The organism is Bacillus sp. GS3m_15504 (genome assembly GCF_055825275.1).
In genome coordinates, this window is the sequence record NZ_JBVVNL010000011.1 from 30,677 (window position 1) to 48,488 (window position 17,812).

General features: G+C 37.1%; 16 protein-coding genes. All 16 read left to right on the top strand.

The genetic code is table 11. The features are described from left to right. The first annotated feature begins 179 nt into the window (after positions 1-179). The 16 genes from spoIIE (at position 180) to lysS (ending at position 17,387) form a co-directional block, all read left to right on the top strand. Positions 180-2,651, top strand: a complete 2,472-nt coding sequence (gene spoIIE, locus AC0L0O_RS29465; RefSeq protein ID WP_001123531.1) for a stage II sporulation protein E — start codon at positions 180-182, stop codon at positions 2,649-2,651. Positions 2,652-2,884: 233 nt separating this feature from the next. Continuing rightward, on the top strand, positions 2,885-4,315 hold the full coding sequence (gene tilS / locus AC0L0O_RS29470) for a tRNA lysidine(34) synthetase TilS (RefSeq protein ID WP_000655473.1): 1,431 nt from the start codon (positions 2,885-2,887) through the stop codon (positions 4,313-4,315). Then, positions 4,312-4,854 (top strand): hypoxanthine phosphoribosyltransferase, encoded by a 543-nt coding sequence (hpt, locus tag AC0L0O_RS29475; protein WP_000981838.1) that lies wholly within the window; start codon positions 4,312-4,314, stop codon positions 4,852-4,854. Before tilS ends, hpt begins: the two co-directional genes overlap by 4 nt. An 85-nt stretch (positions 4,855-4,939) precedes the next feature. Beyond that, positions 4,940-6,841: an ATP-dependent zinc metalloprotease FtsH gene (gene ftsH / locus AC0L0O_RS29480; protein ID WP_001079659.1), complete on the top strand. Its 1,902-nt coding sequence runs from the start codon at positions 4,940-4,942 to the stop codon at positions 6,839-6,841. 224 nt (positions 6,842-7,065) lie between these two features. Then, entirely contained in the window at positions 7,066-7,854 is a 789-nt protein-coding gene (locus tag AC0L0O_RS29485) for a type III pantothenate kinase (RefSeq protein WP_000578367.1), read from the top strand. Between the two features lie 6 nt (positions 7,855-7,860). Then, positions 7,861-8,736 (top strand): redox-regulated molecular chaperone HslO, encoded by an 876-nt coding sequence (gene hslO, locus AC0L0O_RS29490; RefSeq protein ID WP_000656366.1) that lies wholly within the window; start codon positions 7,861-7,863, stop codon positions 8,734-8,736. 104 nt (positions 8,737-8,840) lie between these two features. Beyond that, a complete protein-coding gene (gene cysK / locus AC0L0O_RS29495) occupies positions 8,841-9,764 on the top strand; it encodes a cysteine synthase A (protein WP_001261709.1) in 924 nt (307 codons plus the stop codon). A 220-nt stretch (positions 9,765-9,984) separates the two neighbouring features. Further along, the gene (gene pabB, locus AC0L0O_RS29500; protein WP_001189680.1) at positions 9,985-11,382 is read left to right on the top strand and encodes an aminodeoxychorismate synthase component I; all 1,398 of its coding nucleotides are present in this window, start codon (positions 9,985-9,987) and stop codon (positions 11,380-11,382) included. A gap of 5 nt (positions 11,383-11,387) precedes the next feature. Further along, entirely contained in the window at positions 11,388-11,975 is a 588-nt protein-coding gene (gene pabA, locus AC0L0O_RS29505; RefSeq protein ID WP_000602287.1) for an aminodeoxychorismate/anthranilate synthase component II, read from the top strand. After that, positions 11,969-12,841 (top strand): aminodeoxychorismate lyase, encoded by an 873-nt coding sequence (gene pabC, locus AC0L0O_RS29510; protein WP_000909893.1) that lies wholly within the window; start codon positions 11,969-11,971, stop codon positions 12,839-12,841. Before pabA ends, pabC begins: the two co-directional genes overlap by 7 nt. Then, entirely contained in the window at positions 12,816-13,676 is an 861-nt protein-coding gene (gene folP, locus AC0L0O_RS29515; RefSeq protein WP_025985130.1) for a dihydropteroate synthase, read from the top strand. Before pabC ends, folP begins: the two co-directional genes overlap by 26 nt. Beyond that, the gene (gene folB, locus AC0L0O_RS29520) at positions 13,677-14,039 is read left to right on the top strand and encodes a dihydroneopterin aldolase (RefSeq protein WP_000358063.1); all 363 of its coding nucleotides are present in this window, start codon (positions 13,677-13,679) and stop codon (positions 14,037-14,039) included. After that, positions 14,036-14,551, top strand: coding sequence for a 2-amino-4-hydroxy-6-hydroxymethyldihydropteridine diphosphokinase (folK, locus tag AC0L0O_RS29525; protein WP_001059445.1), 516 nt, complete (start codon positions 14,036-14,038; stop codon positions 14,549-14,551). Before folB ends, folK begins: the two co-directional genes overlap by 4 nt. After that, positions 14,503-14,706, top strand: coding sequence for a helix-turn-helix domain-containing protein (locus tag AC0L0O_RS29530; protein ID WP_000387027.1), 204 nt, complete (start codon positions 14,503-14,505; stop codon positions 14,704-14,706). Before folK ends, AC0L0O_RS29530 begins: the two co-directional genes overlap by 49 nt. Positions 14,707-14,729: 23 nt before the next feature. Further along, the gene (gene dusB, locus AC0L0O_RS29535; protein WP_000912262.1) at positions 14,730-15,728 is read left to right on the top strand and encodes a tRNA dihydrouridine synthase DusB; all 999 of its coding nucleotides are present in this window, start codon (positions 14,730-14,732) and stop codon (positions 15,726-15,728) included. Positions 15,729-15,887: 159 nt separating this feature from the next. Then, positions 15,888-17,387 (top strand): lysine--tRNA ligase, encoded by a 1,500-nt coding sequence (lysS, locus tag AC0L0O_RS29540; RefSeq protein ID WP_000369671.1) that lies wholly within the window; start codon positions 15,888-15,890, stop codon positions 17,385-17,387. Positions 17,388-17,812 lie beyond the last annotated feature (425 nt).

Below are 17,812 nucleotides of genomic sequence, written 5' to 3' on the forward strand. Positions count from 1 at the left end.
ATATTTTCTGAATGTTCGATTAAAATATTAAAAATAAAATACATACTGTGTATATATGTAGAGTTATTTCGAATAAAAAGTCGAACGATTATAAAAGTGAAAACTGTTGTTTTGACAAAAATCCCAATAATCATCTTTTATAATGACAGTAATTAAACTATGCAGGTGGTGTTAAAAATATGCCTAAAGCAGGAAGGAATACTATGAATACAAGTGCATTGGCAATGAATGAAGGTCAGCTTGGAGGAGTAAAGTGGACGAGTAAGTTGCGAATGAAGTTTGAGCAAGTTTTCTTTAGATGGGGATTTATTATTGTTGTTATTGGTTTTCTTTTAGGACGAGCATATATATTAACAAACATTTTACCGTTTGCACTGCCGTTTTTTGCTGCTGTTTATGTTATGAAGCGGGATAAAATGCCGCTTGCATTCTTGGCCCTAATGGGGGGCGCACTGTCAGTTTCGATAGATAATTTATTCTTTACCTTTGCATCTATTTTTACTTTCTTCATTTATAATATCTTCTTTAGTCGGTTTACACGTAAAACTGTTGGACTTGTTCCATTCCAAGTATTTATCTCCGCATTAACCGCACATTTAGTTGTCGTATATTTTGCGCAACAAACAGTCACCATGTACGATTTACTTGTTAGTACAATTGAGGCCGGGCTTAGCTTCGTATTAACTATGATATTTTTACAAAGTGTCCCGCTTTTAGTAGAAAGAAAAGGGAAACAACAAGCCTTAGAGACAGAAGAAATTGTTTGTTTAATTATATTACTAGCATCTGTTTTAACAGGTACAACAGATTGGTTCGTATATGACGCTTCTATTCAACATATTTTTACTAGGTATTTAGTGCTTGTATTTGCGTTTATCGCAGGAGCGGCTACAGGATCTACAGTAGGGGTCGTCACTGGGTTAATATTAAGTTTAGCAAATGTCTCCAGTTTGTCCCAACTTAGTCTGCTTGCTTTTTCTGGATTGCTTGGTGGTTTGTTAAAAGAAGGGAAGCGCATAGGTGTTAGTTTAGGTTTATTAATTGGGACAAGCTTGATTACGCTATATGTAGACAAGCAAACAAACATTGTGACAACTTTAATCGAATCTGGTGTGGCGATTGCTTTCTTCTTATTAACACCGAAACTTGTTATGGATCGTATTGCTAAATTTATGCCAGGCACACAGGAGCATTCGCAAGATCAACAACAGTATTTAAGAAGGATGCGTGATGTTACAGCGAATAAAATTAATCAATTTGCTAATGTGTTTGCTGCTTTATCTAATAGCTTTTCTGTATATGGATACGTGGAGGAAGAAGATAAAGAGACGGAGGCAGATCTGTTCTTAAGTACAATTACTGCAAAAACATGTCAAACATGCTTTAAAAAGGACCAATGCTGGGTAGTTAATTTCGATAAAACATACGATTATATGAAACAAATAATGAGTGAAACAGAAGAGGGGACGTTACAGCATAATCGGAAGTTAGTTCGTGAATGGGATAAGCATTGTGTGAGAGGAAAGAAAGTGACGGATTTAGTGGCAGGCGAATTAGATCACTTCTATGAGGGACAAAAATTAAGAAAACAAATGAAAGAAAATCGTAGAATAGTAGCGGAGCAACTATTGGGTGTATCAAAAGTTATGGAGGATTTTGCTAAGGAGATACAAAGAGAGCGAGAAAACCATCAAGTACAGGAAGAACAGATTCTGCAAGCGTTTCGTGATTTTGGTGTAGAAATAGAGCATGTTGATATTTATTGTTTAGATAGAGGAAGTATTGATATTGAAATGTTGATTCCAGTTGCATCTAATGAACACGGAGAGTGTGAAAAATTAGTTGCACCGATGCTTTCTGATATTCTAAAGGAAAATATCGTTGTTAAGCATGAAGAAAAATCTTCTTATCCGAATGGCCACAGCTTAATATCATTTGGTTCAGCAAAAACGTATTCTCTTGATACGGGCTTAGCCACAGCTGCAAAAGGCGGTGGGTTTGTTTCAGGTGATTCTTATGCGATGATGGATTTAAGTGTTGGTAAATATGCTCTTGCGATTAGTGATGGTATGGGAAATGGGCAAAGAGCTCATATGGAGAGTAAAGAAACAGTGAAATTATTACAAAAAATACTTCAATCAGGCATTGATGAAGAAATAGCGATTAAGTCTATTAACTCTATTCTTTCTTTAAGAACAACAGAAGAGATGTTTACGACGTTAGATTTAGCTATGGTAGATTTGCGGGATGCGAGTGCGAAGTTTTTAAAGATTGGATCAACGCCGAGTTTTGTTAAACGCGCAAACAATATTTTGAAAATTGAAGCAAGTAATTTGCCGATGGGAATAATTGAGGATGTTGAAGTTGATGTAGTGGGTGAGCAATTAAAAACAGGCGATATCCTTATTATGATGAGCGATGGGATTTTTGAGGGAGCGCAACATGTGGAGAATCATGAATTATGGATGAAGCGTAAAATTAAAGAGTTGCAAACTGAAGATCCGCAAGAAATCGCTGATATCATCATGGAAGAGGTAATTCGCTCTGGTGATGGTTATATAAATGATGATATGACTATTGTAGTGGCAAAAGTGAAGAAAAATATGCCGAAGTGGGCTACCATTCCAATTGTGGGAATGCAGGCACAATAAAGTTGAAGTGTAAGGTTTCTTTATCGCTTTTTCTTTCTAAAAACCTAGGTGAATACCTAGGTTTTTTTGCTTTATAACATAATGTTATTATTTTTGTGAATATGTACGGATGATGTAAGATAAAAATGTAATTTTTGTATATCTTTTTTTTGCACAATGTTTGTAAAAGTTGTACCATTATAAACAAGGTAACTAACGTTGCTGTTCTTGTTTAATGAAAGGTGATTACGAAGTTGAAAGATACATTTGTTGAAAAGGTAGATGACTTTGTAAGGCAACATGATGTATTAAAGGAACGTTCAACAATTGTTGTAGGGGTTTCTGGTGGTCCTGACTCTTTGGCTCTTCTATATTATTTATTAGAAAAAAGAGCAGCAAAACAGTTTGAAATTGTAGTGGCGCATGTGGATCATATGTTTAGAGGTGATGAATCTCATGAGGACCTACAGTTTGTGCAGGACCTTTGTAAAGGACTGGGAGTTATTTGCGAAACGATAAGGATTAATGTGTCGCAATATCAAAAGCAATACGGGATGAATGCACAGGTTGCTGCTAGAGAATGCAGATATGCATTTTTGGAAAGAATAATGAAGAAATATGATGCGAGATATGTAGCCCTTGGACATCATGGTGATGATCAAGTAGAGACGATTTTAATGCGTCTTGTACGAGGGAGTACTCCGAAAGGATATGCAGGAATTGCAGTGAAGCGTCCTTTTCATAATGGGTATTTAATTAGGCCGTTACTTGGAGTGACGAAGGAAGAAATTGTTAATTACTGTAATGAGCTAAAAATAATTCCTCGTATAGATCCAAGTAACAAAAAGGAAGTATATACAAGGAATCGATTACGTAAATATGTTCTTCCTCATTTGAAAGAAGAAAACCCACAAGTGCATGAGAAATTCCAAAAATTTAGCATGCAGATGCAAGAGGATGAGGCGTATTTGCAGGAATTAGCTTTTGAGAAAATGAATAAAGTAATTACAAAAAAAAGTGATAAACAAATTAGCTTATCAATTCCTGCCTTTGAATCCATGTCTATGCCTTTACAAAGAAGAGGGATTCAACTAATATTAAACTATCTTTATGAATATAAGATTCCATCTTCTCTTTCCTCTATACATATTGACAAGGTGATTGAGTTTTTTAAGCGGACACAACCTTCAGGTTCACTTGATTTCCCAGGTGATTTGAAAATTGTTCGCGCGTACGAGGAGTGTAGCTTTGGATTTAAACAAGAAATTGTTTCCCCTTTCTTACAAGACTTATCAGTGCCCGGGACAATTACGCTATCGAACGGGGATAAACTTGTAACAGAGGTGAGCGAAGATATACCAAGTGACATGAATGAAACAGTATTTGTTGCTAAGTATAATGATATATCATATCCAATTCGTATTCGGTCTAGAGAAAATGGAGATCGCATGTCAATACAAGGTATGAATGGCACGAAAAAGATAAAAGCTATTTTTATCGAAGCAAAAGTACCAAGAGAAAAAAGAGAAGAATGGCCGGTCGTTTGTGATGCAAGTGGGAATATTATTTGGTTACCCTTGTTGAAGCGATCTGCATTTGCTATCTCGAAAGAGACAGCAAAGAAGGATAAATATATGATTATTCACTACAAAAGCAAGGAGTCTTCCGGGAGGATAATGAAATGATGAATCAAGATATCGAAAAAGTATTAATTTCTGAAGAGCAAATACAAGAAAAGGTGCTCGAATTAGGTGCGATTATTGCAGAGGATTATAAAAACACAGTACCTCTTGCGATTGGTGTACTAAAGGGTGCAATGCCATTCATGGCAGATTTATTAAAGAGAACAGATACATATCTTGAAATGGATTTTATGGCTGTATCTAGTTACGGTCACTCTACTGTTTCAACAGGCGAAGTGAAAATTTTGAAAGACCTTGATACTTCTGTAGAAGGTCGCGATATTTTAATCGTTGAAGATATTATTGATAGCGGTCTTACGCTAAGTTACTTAGTAGACCTATTTAAATATCGTAAAGCGAAGTCTGTAAAAATCGTTACGTTATTAGATAAACCAACAGGCCGCAAGGTAGATTTGAAAGCGGATTATGTTGGATTTACTGTACCGCATGAATTTGTTGTAGGATATGGATTAGATTATAAAGAGCAGTACCGTAATCTTCCTTATGTAGGAGTATTAAAACCAAGCGTTTACTCAAATTAATTAAATACAGGCGTCACAATTGTATAGGAAAGTTTTTCTATGTTACGATTTACTATAGTGTTTATGCCGTGAGAGGAGGTTAGGAATGAATCGTATCTTCCGTAATACCATCTTTTATTTACTGATATTCCTAGTAGTAATTGGAATCGTGAGCTATTTTAATGGTTCGACACAAAAAACGACATCAGTTAGCTACGATAAATTCATTACTAAACTAGAAAAAGGTGAAGTGCGTAATGTGCAACTTCAACCGAAAAATGGTGTGTTTGAAGTAAAAGGACAATTTAATAACTCTAGCCAGGGAGAACAATTTGTTACTTATGCACCAAATACTGAGGAATTACAAAAGAAAATTAATGATAAAGCGCAAGGTGCTGAAGTTAAGTATCAACCAGCAGAAGAAACAAGTGCTTGGGTAACCTTCTTTACTTCTATCATCCCGTTTGTCATTATCTTCATTTTATTCTTCTTCTTATTAAACCAAGCTCAAGGCGGCGGTAGCCGTGTTATGAACTTTGGGAAAAGTAAGGCGAAGTTATATAATGACGAAAAGAAAAAAGTTCGTTTCAGAGATGTTGCTGGAGCGGATGAAGAGAAACAAGAGCTTGTTGAGGTAGTTGAATTCTTGAAAGATCCTCGCAAGTTTGCTGAAGTTGGTGCCCGTATTCCGAAGGGTGTTCTATTAGTGGGACCTCCAGGTACAGGTAAAACTTTACTAGCACGTGCCGTTGCAGGTGAGGCAGGCGTTCCGTTCTTCTCTATCAGTGGTTCTGATTTCGTAGAGATGTTCGTCGGTGTCGGTGCATCACGTGTACGTGATTTATTCGAAAACGCAAAGAAAAATGCTCCTTGTATCATTTTCATTGATGAAATTGATGCGGTAGGGCGTCAACGTGGCGCAGGTCTTGGTGGTGGCCATGATGAGCGTGAGCAAACGTTAAACCAATTACTTGTTGAAATGGATGGATTCGGTGCAAACGAAGGTATTATTATCATCGCTGCGACAAACCGTCCTGATATTCTTGACCCAGCATTATTACGTCCAGGTCGTTTTGACCGTCAAATTACAGTAGATCGTCCAGATGTAAATGGCCGTGAAGCTGTACTGAAAGTACATGCTCGTAATAAACCGCTTGATGAGAATATTAACTTAAGAGCAATTGCAACTCGTACACCGGGATTCTCTGGTGCCGATCTTGAAAACTTATTAAACGAAGCTGCTTTAGTAGCTGCGCGTCAAGATAAGAAGAAAATTGATATGAGTGACATTGATGAGGCGACGGATCGTGTTATTGCAGGTCCGGCTAAGAAAAGTCGTGTTATCTCTGAAAAAGAACGTAATATCGTTGCTTTCCATGAAGCGGGCCACACTGTAATTGGTGTTGTTCTTGATGAAGCTGATGTCGTTCATAAAGTAACAATTGTCCCTCGTGGTCAAGCTGGTGGATATGCAGTAATGCTTCCGAAAGAAGATCGTTACTTCATGACAAAACCAGAGTTACTTGATAAAATCACTGGTTTACTTGGTGGTCGAGTAGCTGAAGAAATTGTATTTGGTGAAGTGAGTACAGGTGCTCATAATGACTTCCAACGTGCGACTGGTATTGCAAGACGTATGGTTACGGAATTTGGTATGAGTGATAAGCTTGGACCAATGCAATTTGGTAGCTCACAAGGTGGTCAAGTGTTCTTAGGAAGAGACTTCCATTCAGAACAAAACTATAGTGATGCGATTGCACACGAAATCGATATGGAAATGCAGACGATTATGAAAGAATGTTATGCTCGTGCAAAACAAATTCTTACTGACAATCGTGATAAACTAGATCTTATTGCGAAAACGTTACTTGAAGTAGAAACGTTAGATGCAGAGCAAATCAATCATTTATGTGATTATGGCAGATTGCCAGAACGTCCAACATCTTCAGCTGATGTGAAAGTAAACATCAACATGAAGAAGGACGATGAAGAATCAGAAGATAAGTAAGAGATGAAGGAGTGACGATAGTCACTCCTTTTTTATTTGTAGAAGGGAACTAAGTAGAAAAAGAATTTAAATAAATCTGGTATTAAAAATTGAAATGGGGAGTAATCTTTTTGTAAAATGATGAGGATAGAAAAGCTGATTATATAAGTATGTGTGATATGATGTTTTTATAAGTTTTATACATACTACACAAATATAGATTAAATAAGATAAGTGGTGAGAATATGATTTTTGTATTGGATGTAGGGAACACAAATGCTGTACTGGGCGTGTTTGAAGAGGGGGAACTTCGTCAACATTGGCGCATGGAAACAGATCGTCATAAGACAGAAGATGAATATGGAATGCTTGTGAAGCAGTTGCTTGAGCATGAGGGTCTTTCGTTTGAAGATGTGAAAGGTATCATCGTGTCTTCAGTCGTACCACCAATTATGTTTGCTTTAGAGCGCATGTGTGAAAAGTATTTTAAAATTAAGCCGCTTGTAGTAGGTCCTGGAATAAAAACGGGGCTAAATATTAAATATGAAAATCCACGTGAAGTAGGTGCGGATCGAATCGTAAATGCAGTAGCAGGGATCCACTTATATGGAAGTCCGCTTATTATTGTCGATTTTGGTACGGCTACTACATATTGTTATATTAACGAAGAAAAGCATTATATGGGTGGAGTTATTACACCGGGAATTATGATTTCAGCAGAGGCTTTATATAGTAGAGCCGCAAAACTTCCTCGTATTGAAATTACAAAACCAAGCAGTGTAGTTGGGAAGAATACGGTAAGTGCGATGCAATCTGGTATTCTTTATGGTTATGTTGGACAAGTGGAAGGTATTGTTAAGCGCATGAAAGAGGAAGCTAAACAAGAACCGAAAGTTATTGCAACAGGTGGATTGGCGAAATTAATTTCAGAAGAATCGAATGTGATTGATGTTGTAGATCCATTTTTAACATTAAAAGGTTTGTATATGTTATACGAGCGTAATGCAAATTTACAGCATGAGAAAGGTGAATAAATAAGTATGAAAGATTATTTAGTAAAAGCGTTAGCGTTTGATGGAGAAGTGCGTGCGTATAGTGTACGTACTACAAACACGGTAAGTGAGGCGCAAAGACGTCATGATACATGGAGAACAGCTTCAGCGGCGCTTGGTCGTTCTTTAACTGCAGGTACAATGATGGGGGCAATGTTAAAAGGTGACCAAAAGCTAACAATTAAGGTTGAAGGAAATGGTCCGATTGGTCCTATCTTAGTAGATGCTCATGCAAATGGAGATGTACGTGGTTATGTAACGAATCCACATGTTGACTTTGAAGGAACAGAACAAGGGAAATTACGTGTATATCAAGCGGTAGGTACTGAAGGATTTGTAACGGTAATTAAAGATATTGGTATGCGTGAGCCGTTTATTGGTCAATCTCCAATTGTTTCAGGAGAATTAGGAGAAGACTTCACGTATTATTTTGCAGTTTCTGAGCAGACGCCGTCTTCTGTTGGTGTTGGTGTCCTTGTAAATGGAGACGATAGCATATTAGCAGCAGGTGGATTTATCCTTCAAATTATGCCGGGTGCACAGGAAGAGACAATTTCATTCATTGAAGAGCGTTTGCAGAAGATTCCTCCTGTATCAACATTGATCGAACAAGGGCTTTCTCCAGAAGAGTTACTGTATGCAGTCCTTGGAGAAGATAAGGTAAAAGTATTAGAAACGATGGATGTTCAATTTAATTGCACATGCTCACGCGAACGTATCGAGAGTGTGTTAATTAGTTTAGGTAAAACGGAGTTAGAGCAAGTTCGTGAAGAAGAAGAAGAAACAGAAGTTCATTGTCATTTCTGTAATGAGCGATACAAGTTCTCTAAAGAAGATATTACAAATTTAATTGAGAATTTGTAATAAGGGAATTTACCCTCTAAATACATTGACAAACAGGGAATTTTCTGACAAAATCTAAATATAGACAAAACCAATAAAAATACTCGGTGTTAGGAGTGACAGGAATGCGAGTGGCACAATCAGTTTCAGAATTAATCGGGAAAACGCCGATCGTTAAGTTGAACCGCATCGTAGAATCAGACAGCGCAGATATATACTTAAAATTAGAATTTATGAATCCGGGGAGCAGCGTTAAAGATCGTATCGCATTAGCTATGATTGAAGATGCTGAGAAAAAAGGATTATTAAAAGAAGGCGATACAATCATTGAGCCGACAAGTGGTAATACAGGAATTGGTTTAGCGATGGTAGCAGCTGCTAAAGGATATAAGGCAATTTTAGTAATGCCAGAAACAATGAGCGTTGAGCGTCGCAATTTATTACGTGCTTATGGCGCTGAATTAGTATTGACTCCAGGGCCTGAAGGAATGGGCGGAGCAATTCGTCAAGCGACTGAATTAGCAAAAGAACATGGCTACTTTATACCGCAACAGTTCAAAAATCAATCAAATCCAGAAATTCATCGTTTAACAACAGGTCCAGAAATTGTTGAGCAAATGGGTGATCAATTAGATGCATTTATTGCAGGTATTGGTACAGGTGGAACGATTACTGGTGCTGGTGAAGTGCTGAAGGAAGCATATAAAGATATTAAAATTTATGCAGTAGAACCTGCGGATTCACCGGTGTTATCTGGTGGAAAACCGGGTCCACATAAAATCCAAGGAATTGGGGCTGGATTTGTTCCAGAAACATTGGATGTAGAAGTATATGATGAAATCATTCAAGTGAAAACAGAGCAAGCGTTCGAATACGCAAGAAGAGTGGCTAAAGAGGAAGGTATTTTAGTTGGTATCTCTTCAGGAGCGGTTATTTATGCAGCGACAGAAGTTGCGAAAAAGTTAGGTAAAGGGAAAAAGGTACTTGTTATTATCCCAAGTAATGGTGAACGTTATTTAAGTACACCACTTTATCAATTTGAGTCTTAATTACATGTGATTGAAAAAGCATCCTTGAAAAAGGATGCTTTTTCTTTTTGGATTGGAAATAGGAAAAGAGTGAATGACTAGAAAACTTCATGTAAAATAAGAGGTAGTATCATTAATTTATTTTCACTAGCCTTCGAATATAACCCTTCTATATACATAACGAATGTAGCTTGAAGTGGTTAATATAAGAGGGTGGGATAAAAGAAGACGGGGTGTTGATATGCAACGAAGAAAATCTTTAGCGCTTTCTATTCCATATCAGTTAGATTTCTTTAAGCAATATAAATTTCTTTCTAAGGATAAACCGCAACACATTTTGTTAGAGAGTGGACGTGGCGGTCGTTATAACATCGTGGGATTAAACCCAGTAGCGGTAATCCGAGGGAAGGGTGAAGCGTTACATATAAGTGAAAGTGGTAAGGAAACAATAAAGCAAGGAAACCCATTGGATTTAATGCAGGAATATATGGAGCGATGGAAAACGGATTATAATCCGGAATACCCGCCTTTTCAAGGTGGTGCAATTGGTTACTTTAGTTATGATTGCATCCGTTATATTGAAAAACTTCCTTCTCTTGCGGAGGATGATATTAATATACCTGATATATTCTTTTTATTATTTGATGATGTGTTTGTGTATGATCAAAAAGAAAAAGTATTATGGATTATTACACATTATGTAGATAAGCATGAAGAGGCAAAAGAGCGATTAAATGAATGGAAGATTCTTTGGGCGACAGAAGCGCCGGAAGTGACTATACCGTTTGCGTGCCCTGAAAAGAAAAATGAAGCAGTTGCTTTTACTGAAGAAAGCTTTATGAAGGCGGTTGAATGTATTCAAGAATATATTGGGGCTGGTGATGTGTTCCAAGTAAACTTGTCGACAAGACAAGAAAGAACGTTACAAACACACCCACTAGAAATATATACAAGTCTTCGTGAAATTAATCCATCTCCATATATGGGTTACTTGGAGCTCGGGGATTTTCAAATTGTAAGTGGATCGCCAGAGTTGCTAATTAAGAAACAGGGAACTGAAGTAAGTACAAGACCAATTGCTGGAACGAGATCTAGAGGGGCAAATGAACAAGAGGATGAAGAATTGGCAAGGGAATTAATTGAGAATGAAAAAGAAAGAGCAGAGCACGTGATGCTTGTGGATTTAGAACGAAATGATTTAGGACGTGTTTGTAAATATGGCACTGTAGAAGTAGACGAGTTTATGGTAATTGAGAAATACTCACATGTTATGCATATTGTTTCTAATGTGCGTGGTGAGGTGGAAGAAGATAAAGATGCTTTCGATTTAGTGAAGGCTGTATTCCCTGGAGGAACAATTACGGGTGCTCCGAAAATACGTACGATGGAAATTATTGAAGAATTAGAACCTGTTCGCCGAGGGATTTATACAGGTTCAATCGGTTGGATTGGTTATTCTGGAGATACAGAATTGAATATTGTAATTAGGACACTTCTTGCTAAAGACGGAAAAGCGCATGTACAAGCAGGGGCGGGAATTGTAATTGATTCAAATCCGGAAAATGAATATAAAGAGTCGTTAAAAAAGGCGATTGCTTTATGGCGTGCAAAAGAACGTAGCGAAGAAACGGTTAGGTGAGAGAAATGATATTAATGATTGATAATTATGATTCTTTTACATTTAATTTAGTGCAGTTTCTTGGAGAACTTGGACAAGAGCTTGTTGTTAAACGTAACGATGAAGTGACTATTTCAGATATTGAGAATATGAAACCAGACTTTTTAATGATTTCGCCAGGCCCATGTAGTCCGAATGAGGCAGGGATTAGTATGGATGTTATTCGATACTTCGCTGGGAAGATTCCGATTTTTGGGGTTTGTCTTGGGCACCAATCTATTGCGCAAGTGTTTGGCGGAGAGGTTGTCCGTGCAGAGCGATTAATGCATGGGAAAACGTCACCTATGCATCATGATGGAAAGACGATTTTTTCGGATATCCCTAATCCATTTACTGCGACGCGCTATCATTCCCTTATTGTTAAGAAAGAGACGTTACCTGATTGCCTAGAGGTAACATCTTGGACAGAAGAAGGGGAAATTATGGCGCTCCGTCATACAACATTACCGATTGAAGGTGTACAGTTCCATCCGGAATCTATTATGACTTCTCACGGGAAAGAGTTGTTGCAGAATTTCATTCGTAAATACAGTCCAAGTGTGACGTCATGTTAATTTACGTAAACGGTCAGTATGTAAAAGCGAGTGAAGCGAGAATTTCGCCGTATGACCACGGTTATTTATATGGTCTTGGAGTTTTTGAGACGTTTCGTATTTATAATGGCCATCCTTTCTTATTGGATGATCATTATGACCGTTTAATAGATGCGCTGGATACATTGCAAATAAAATGGACAATGACAAAAGATGAAGTACTGCTTATTTTGAAGAATTTACTCATTAAGAATAAATTAGAGAATGCGTATGTCCGTTTTAATGTATCGGCGGGTATAGATGAAATTGGATTGCAAACGGAAATGTATGAAGAGCCGTCTGTTATTGTTTTTATAAAACCTTTAGCAGCCCCAGGAGAGGTAGCGGAAAAAGAAGGGGTTGTTTTAAAACAAGTTCGAAATACACCAGAGGGTGCGGCTCGTTTGAAGTCTCATCATTATTTAAATAACATTTTAGGAAAACGTGAAATTGGAAATGTTGTGAATAAGGAAGGTATTTTTCTTACTGAAACAGGTTATGTTGCAGAGGGTATTGTTTCGAATCTCTTTTTTGTGAAAGGTGATATTTTATATACACCTTCTCTCGAAACAGGGATTTTAAATGGTATCACTCGTGCGTTTATTATAAAAGTTGCTGAAGAGCTAGGTATAAAAGTAAAGGAAGGTTTCTTTACAAAAGATGAATTACTTTCAGCTGATGAAGTCTTCGTAACAAACTCGATTCAAGAAATTGTTCCGCTTAATCGTATAGAGGAACGGGATTTCCCGGGTAAAGTAGGTATGGTTACAAAAAGATTTATAAATCTTTATGAAATGCAGAGAGAGAAATTGTGGAGCAGAAATGAATTGCGAAGAGGAGATGTGTAGTTTGAAGTGGGATTATGATTTGCGCTGCGGCGAATATACATTGAACTTAAATGAAAAAACGTTAATTATGGGGATTTTAAATGTAACACCAGATTCGTTTTCTGATGGTGGGAGTTATAATGAGGTAGATGCTGCAGTGCGCCATGCGAAAGAAATGCGAGATGAAGGTGCTCATATTATTGATATTGGTGGCGAATCTACTCGTCCGGGTTTTGCTAAAGTATCGGTGGAAGAAGAAATAAAACGAGTTGTTCCGATGATTCAGGCTGTTTCAAAAGAGGTAAAATTGCCTATTTCTATCGACACGTATAAAGCTGAAGTTGCAAAACAAGCAATTGAAGCTGGTGCTCATATTATTAATGATATTTGGGGAGCGAAGGCAGAACCAAAAATCGCTGAAGTTGCAGCTCATTACGATGTACCTATTATCTTAATGCACAATCGCGATAACATGAATTATCGTAATTTAATGGCTGATATGATTGCTGACTTATATGACAGTATTAAAATTGCTAAAGATGCTGGTGTGCGAGATGAGAATATCATTTTAGACCCGGGTATCGGTTTTGCTAAAACACCTGAACAAAATTTAGAAGCAATGCGTAATTTAGAACAGTTAAACGTACTAGGTTATCCAGTTCTCTTAGGTACTTCAAGAAAGTCCTTTATTGGGCATGTGCTAGATTTACCGGTAGAAGAACGTCTTGAGGGAACGGGAGCTACCGTTTGTCTTGGTATTGAAAAGGGTTGTGAGTTTGTTCGCGTTCATGATGTGAAGGAAATGTCGCGTATGGCTAAGATGATGGATGCGATGATTGGTAAGGGGGTAAAGTAATTGGATAAAATTTATATTCATGATATGGAATTTTACGGTTATCATGGTGTATTCCCAGAGGAAAATAAATTGGGCCAGAGATTTAAAGTGGACTTAACGGTGGAATTGGATTTGAAACGAGCGGGAGAAAGTGATGACTTAGAGCATTCTGTTAATTATGGAGAGCTTTTCGAGTTATGTAGAAAAGTTGTTGAAGATAGAACATATAAGCTTGTAGAGAGTATTGCTGAAAATATCGCTACAGATATATTGAAACAATATGAGAGTATTTCAAGATGTACGATAAAGGTAATTAAACCGGATCCGCCGATACCGGGACATTATCGTGCTGTAGCGGTAGAAATTACGAGAGAACGTCCATGAATAATATAGCTTACATTGCATTAGGTTCAAATATTGGAGAACGTTATACGTATTTAACGGAAGCGATTCAGTTTCTAAATAAAAATCCTTATATCAAAGTTGAAGATGTTTCATCTGTATATGAAACGGAACCAGTTGGCTATACTGACCAAAGTTGCTTTTTAAATTTAGTTATAAAAATTTCTACCAATTTATCACCGCAAGAATTATTGAAAGTAACGCAAAAAGTAGAAAATGATCTAGGAAGAAAAAGGGAAATTAGGTGGGGCCCTAGGACTATCGACCTTGACATTTTACTATATAATCAAGAAAATATTGAAGCAGAGAATCTTATTGTTCCGCATCCGCGGATGTTCGAAAGAGCTTTTGTTATCGTTCCGTTGTTAGAGATTAATCAAGATATAAAACAAAACATTTCACGTTCACAAGTAGAAGAAATGAAAAGGCGAGAGGGAGTAACGGTATGGAAGCAGAAAAATGGGGAAGACGCATTCGTGCTTTTCGAAAACTAAAAGGTTATACGCAAGAAGGTTTTGCAAAAGAATTAGGGGTATCTGTATCTGTTTTAGGTGAAGTTGAGAGAGGGAATCGATCGCCTTCCCAAGATTTTGTAGTGGAAGTTGCTAAAGCATTAAAAGTCTCGATAGATGAGCTAATGCCAAAGTAACTATGAAGGAAGGAGTAAATCGAGTGTTAAAAATCGCAAATATTGAGATGAAAAATCCGGTTGTATTAGCACCGATGGCGGGAGTGTGTAACTCTGCATTCCGTTTGACAGTAAAAGAATTCGGTGCAGGACTAGTTTGTGCCGAAATGGTAAGTGATAAAGCGATACTATTGAATAATAAAAGAACATTAGATATGTTATATATCGATGAGAGAGAAAAGCCATTAAGTTTACAAATTTTTGGTGGAGAGAAAGAAACCCTTGTAGATGCTGCGAAATACGTAGATCAATATACGACAGCAGACATCATTGATATTAATATGGGCTGTCCAGTACCGAAAATCGTTAAGTGTGATGCAGGAGCAAAGTGGCTTTTAGACCCAAATAAAATATATGAAATGGTAGCGGCAGTTGTAGATGCTGTAGAAAAACCAGTTACAGTTAAAATGCGTATTGGTTGGGATGAGGATCATATTTTCGCAATCGAGAATGCGAAAGCTGTTGAGCGTGCTGGTGGACAAGCGGTAGCAGTTCATGGACGTACAAGAGTACAAATGTATGAAGGAAAAGCGGATTGGGATATTATTAAACAAGTAAAGCAAGCTGTAAATATCCCGGTTATCGGAAATGGTGATGTCGCAACGCCACAAGATGCAAAGCGTATGCTTGATGAAATTGGTGTAGATGGTGTTATGATTGGCCGCGCTGCCCTTGGAGATCCTTGGATGATTTATCGTACGGTAAAGTATTTAGAGACAGGTGAATTAATGCCGGAACCGACAGTACGTGAGAAAATTGACGTATGTATGTTGCATCTAGATCGTCTAATCGATTTAAAGAACGAAAGTGTCGCTGTAAGAGAGATGAGAAAGCATGCAGCTTGGTATTTAAAAGGTATTCGTGGTAATGCAAATGTACGTAATGGTATAAATGCTTGTAATACGCGTGAAGACCTTGCAAATGTATTAGGTGTATTTGTAGAAGAAGTGGAAGCGAAACAACAAACAATTCACGTTGGTTAATAATAGGGAGGGAAGATTGACATTCTTCTATACACTTCCTATAATTACGTGAAAGAAAGAAGAACTGCCAGTTAGTTGCTGGCAGTTTTTCTAGTTGAGTAGAAAATGCTATACTGTATATATTGTAAAAATTAATAGAGCTGGAGTGATATCAATACCATGGATAACATGAACCACGAAGAATTAAACGACCAATTGCTTGTTCGTCGTGAAAAGCTACATAACTTACGTGAGCAAGGAATCGATCCTTTCGGTAAACGATTTGAACGTACAAATGCAACAAATGACTTATTAAGCCTATATGGAGAGTTCTCTAAAGAAGAATTAGAAGAGAAAGAAATCTCTGTTTCTATCGCTGGTCGTATTATGACAAAGCGTGGTAAAGGAAAAGCTGGATTTGCACATATTCAAGATTTACATGGACAAGTTCAAATTTATGTTCGTAAAGATGCTGTTGGAGATGAAGAATACGAATTATTTAAAACAGCAGATTTAGGTGACTTAGTAGGTATTGAAGGTAAAGTTTTTAAAACGAACGTTGGAGAACTTTCAGTGAAAGCAACAGGCTTTACACTATTAACGAAATCTCTTCGTCCATTACCGGATAAATATCATGGGTTAAAAGATGTTGAACAACGCTACCGTCAACGTTACTTAGACTTAATTACAAGTATGGAAAGTCGTGAAACATTCGTCACTCGCAGTAAGATCATTCGCGAAATGAGAAGATACTTAGATGACAACGGTTATCTTGAAGTGGAAACACCTATGATGCATGCAATTGCAGGTGGAGCTTCTGCTCGTCCTTTCATCACGCATCATAATGCGTTAGATATGGAATTATATATGCGTATCGCAATTGAACTTCATTTAAAACGCCTTATTGTGGGTGGATTAGAAAAAGTTTATGAAATCGGCCGTGTATTCCGTAATGAGGGTGTATCAACTCGTCATAATCCTGAATTTACGATGATTGAATTATATGAAGCGTATGCTGATTATAAAGATATTATGAAACTAACAGAAAATATGGTTGCTCATATCGCGAAGCAAGTACTAGGTACAACAACAATCCAATATGGTGATTATGAAATTAATCTAGAACCAGAATGGACACGCCTTCATATGGTAGATGCAATTAAAGAACATTCTGGAGCAGATTTCTGGAATCCGATGAGTGTAGAAGAAGCGCGTGAACTTGCAAAAGAACATAATGTAGAAATTAAGGATACAATGGAAGTTGGTCATATTATTAATGAATTCTTCGAGCAAAAAGTAGAAGATAAATTAATCCAACCAACATTTATTTACGGTCATCCGGTAGAAATTTCGCCACTTGCGAAAAAGAATGATGAAGATCCACGATTCACAGATCGTTTCGAATTGTTTATCGTTGCACGTGAACATGCAAATGCGTTCACTGAGCTAAATGATCCAATCGATCAGAAAGAACGTTTTGAAGCGCAATTAAAAGAACGCGAACAAGGTAATGACGAAGCTCACATGATGGATGATGATTATATCGAAGCTCTTGAGTATGGTATGCCTCCTACAGGTGGACTAGGAATTGGTATTGATCGCCTTGTTATGTTATTAACGAATGCACCATCTATTCGTGATGTATTATTATTCCCTGCTATGCGTCATAAACAAGACTAAGCTTTGGAGATTTCTCCAAAGCTTTTTTTATTTGGGTGTGAACAGCTTGGAGATAGTAAATCTTGATAGTGCAAAAAATTATATTTATATAGAAGAAAAGTGCTATTTTTATACTTTTTTACTAAGTTGAAAATTTTATTAGAAAAACTATTGCATTTTAATAATCAAACTGGTATATTTATATTCGTTGCCACGAAAGGTAACAAACAAAACAAACGAAAAACAACTTATTGAAAAAAGTTGTTGACGAAAATATAACGAAATGTTATATTAATAAAGTCGCTTCTGAGCGATGAAGAAGTTCTTTGAAAACTGAACGAAACAAACAACGTGAAACGTCAATTTTTATTTTAGATGCTAGACAAACTAACTTTATTGGAGAGTTTGATCCTGGCTCAGGATGAACGCTGGCGGCGTGCCTAATA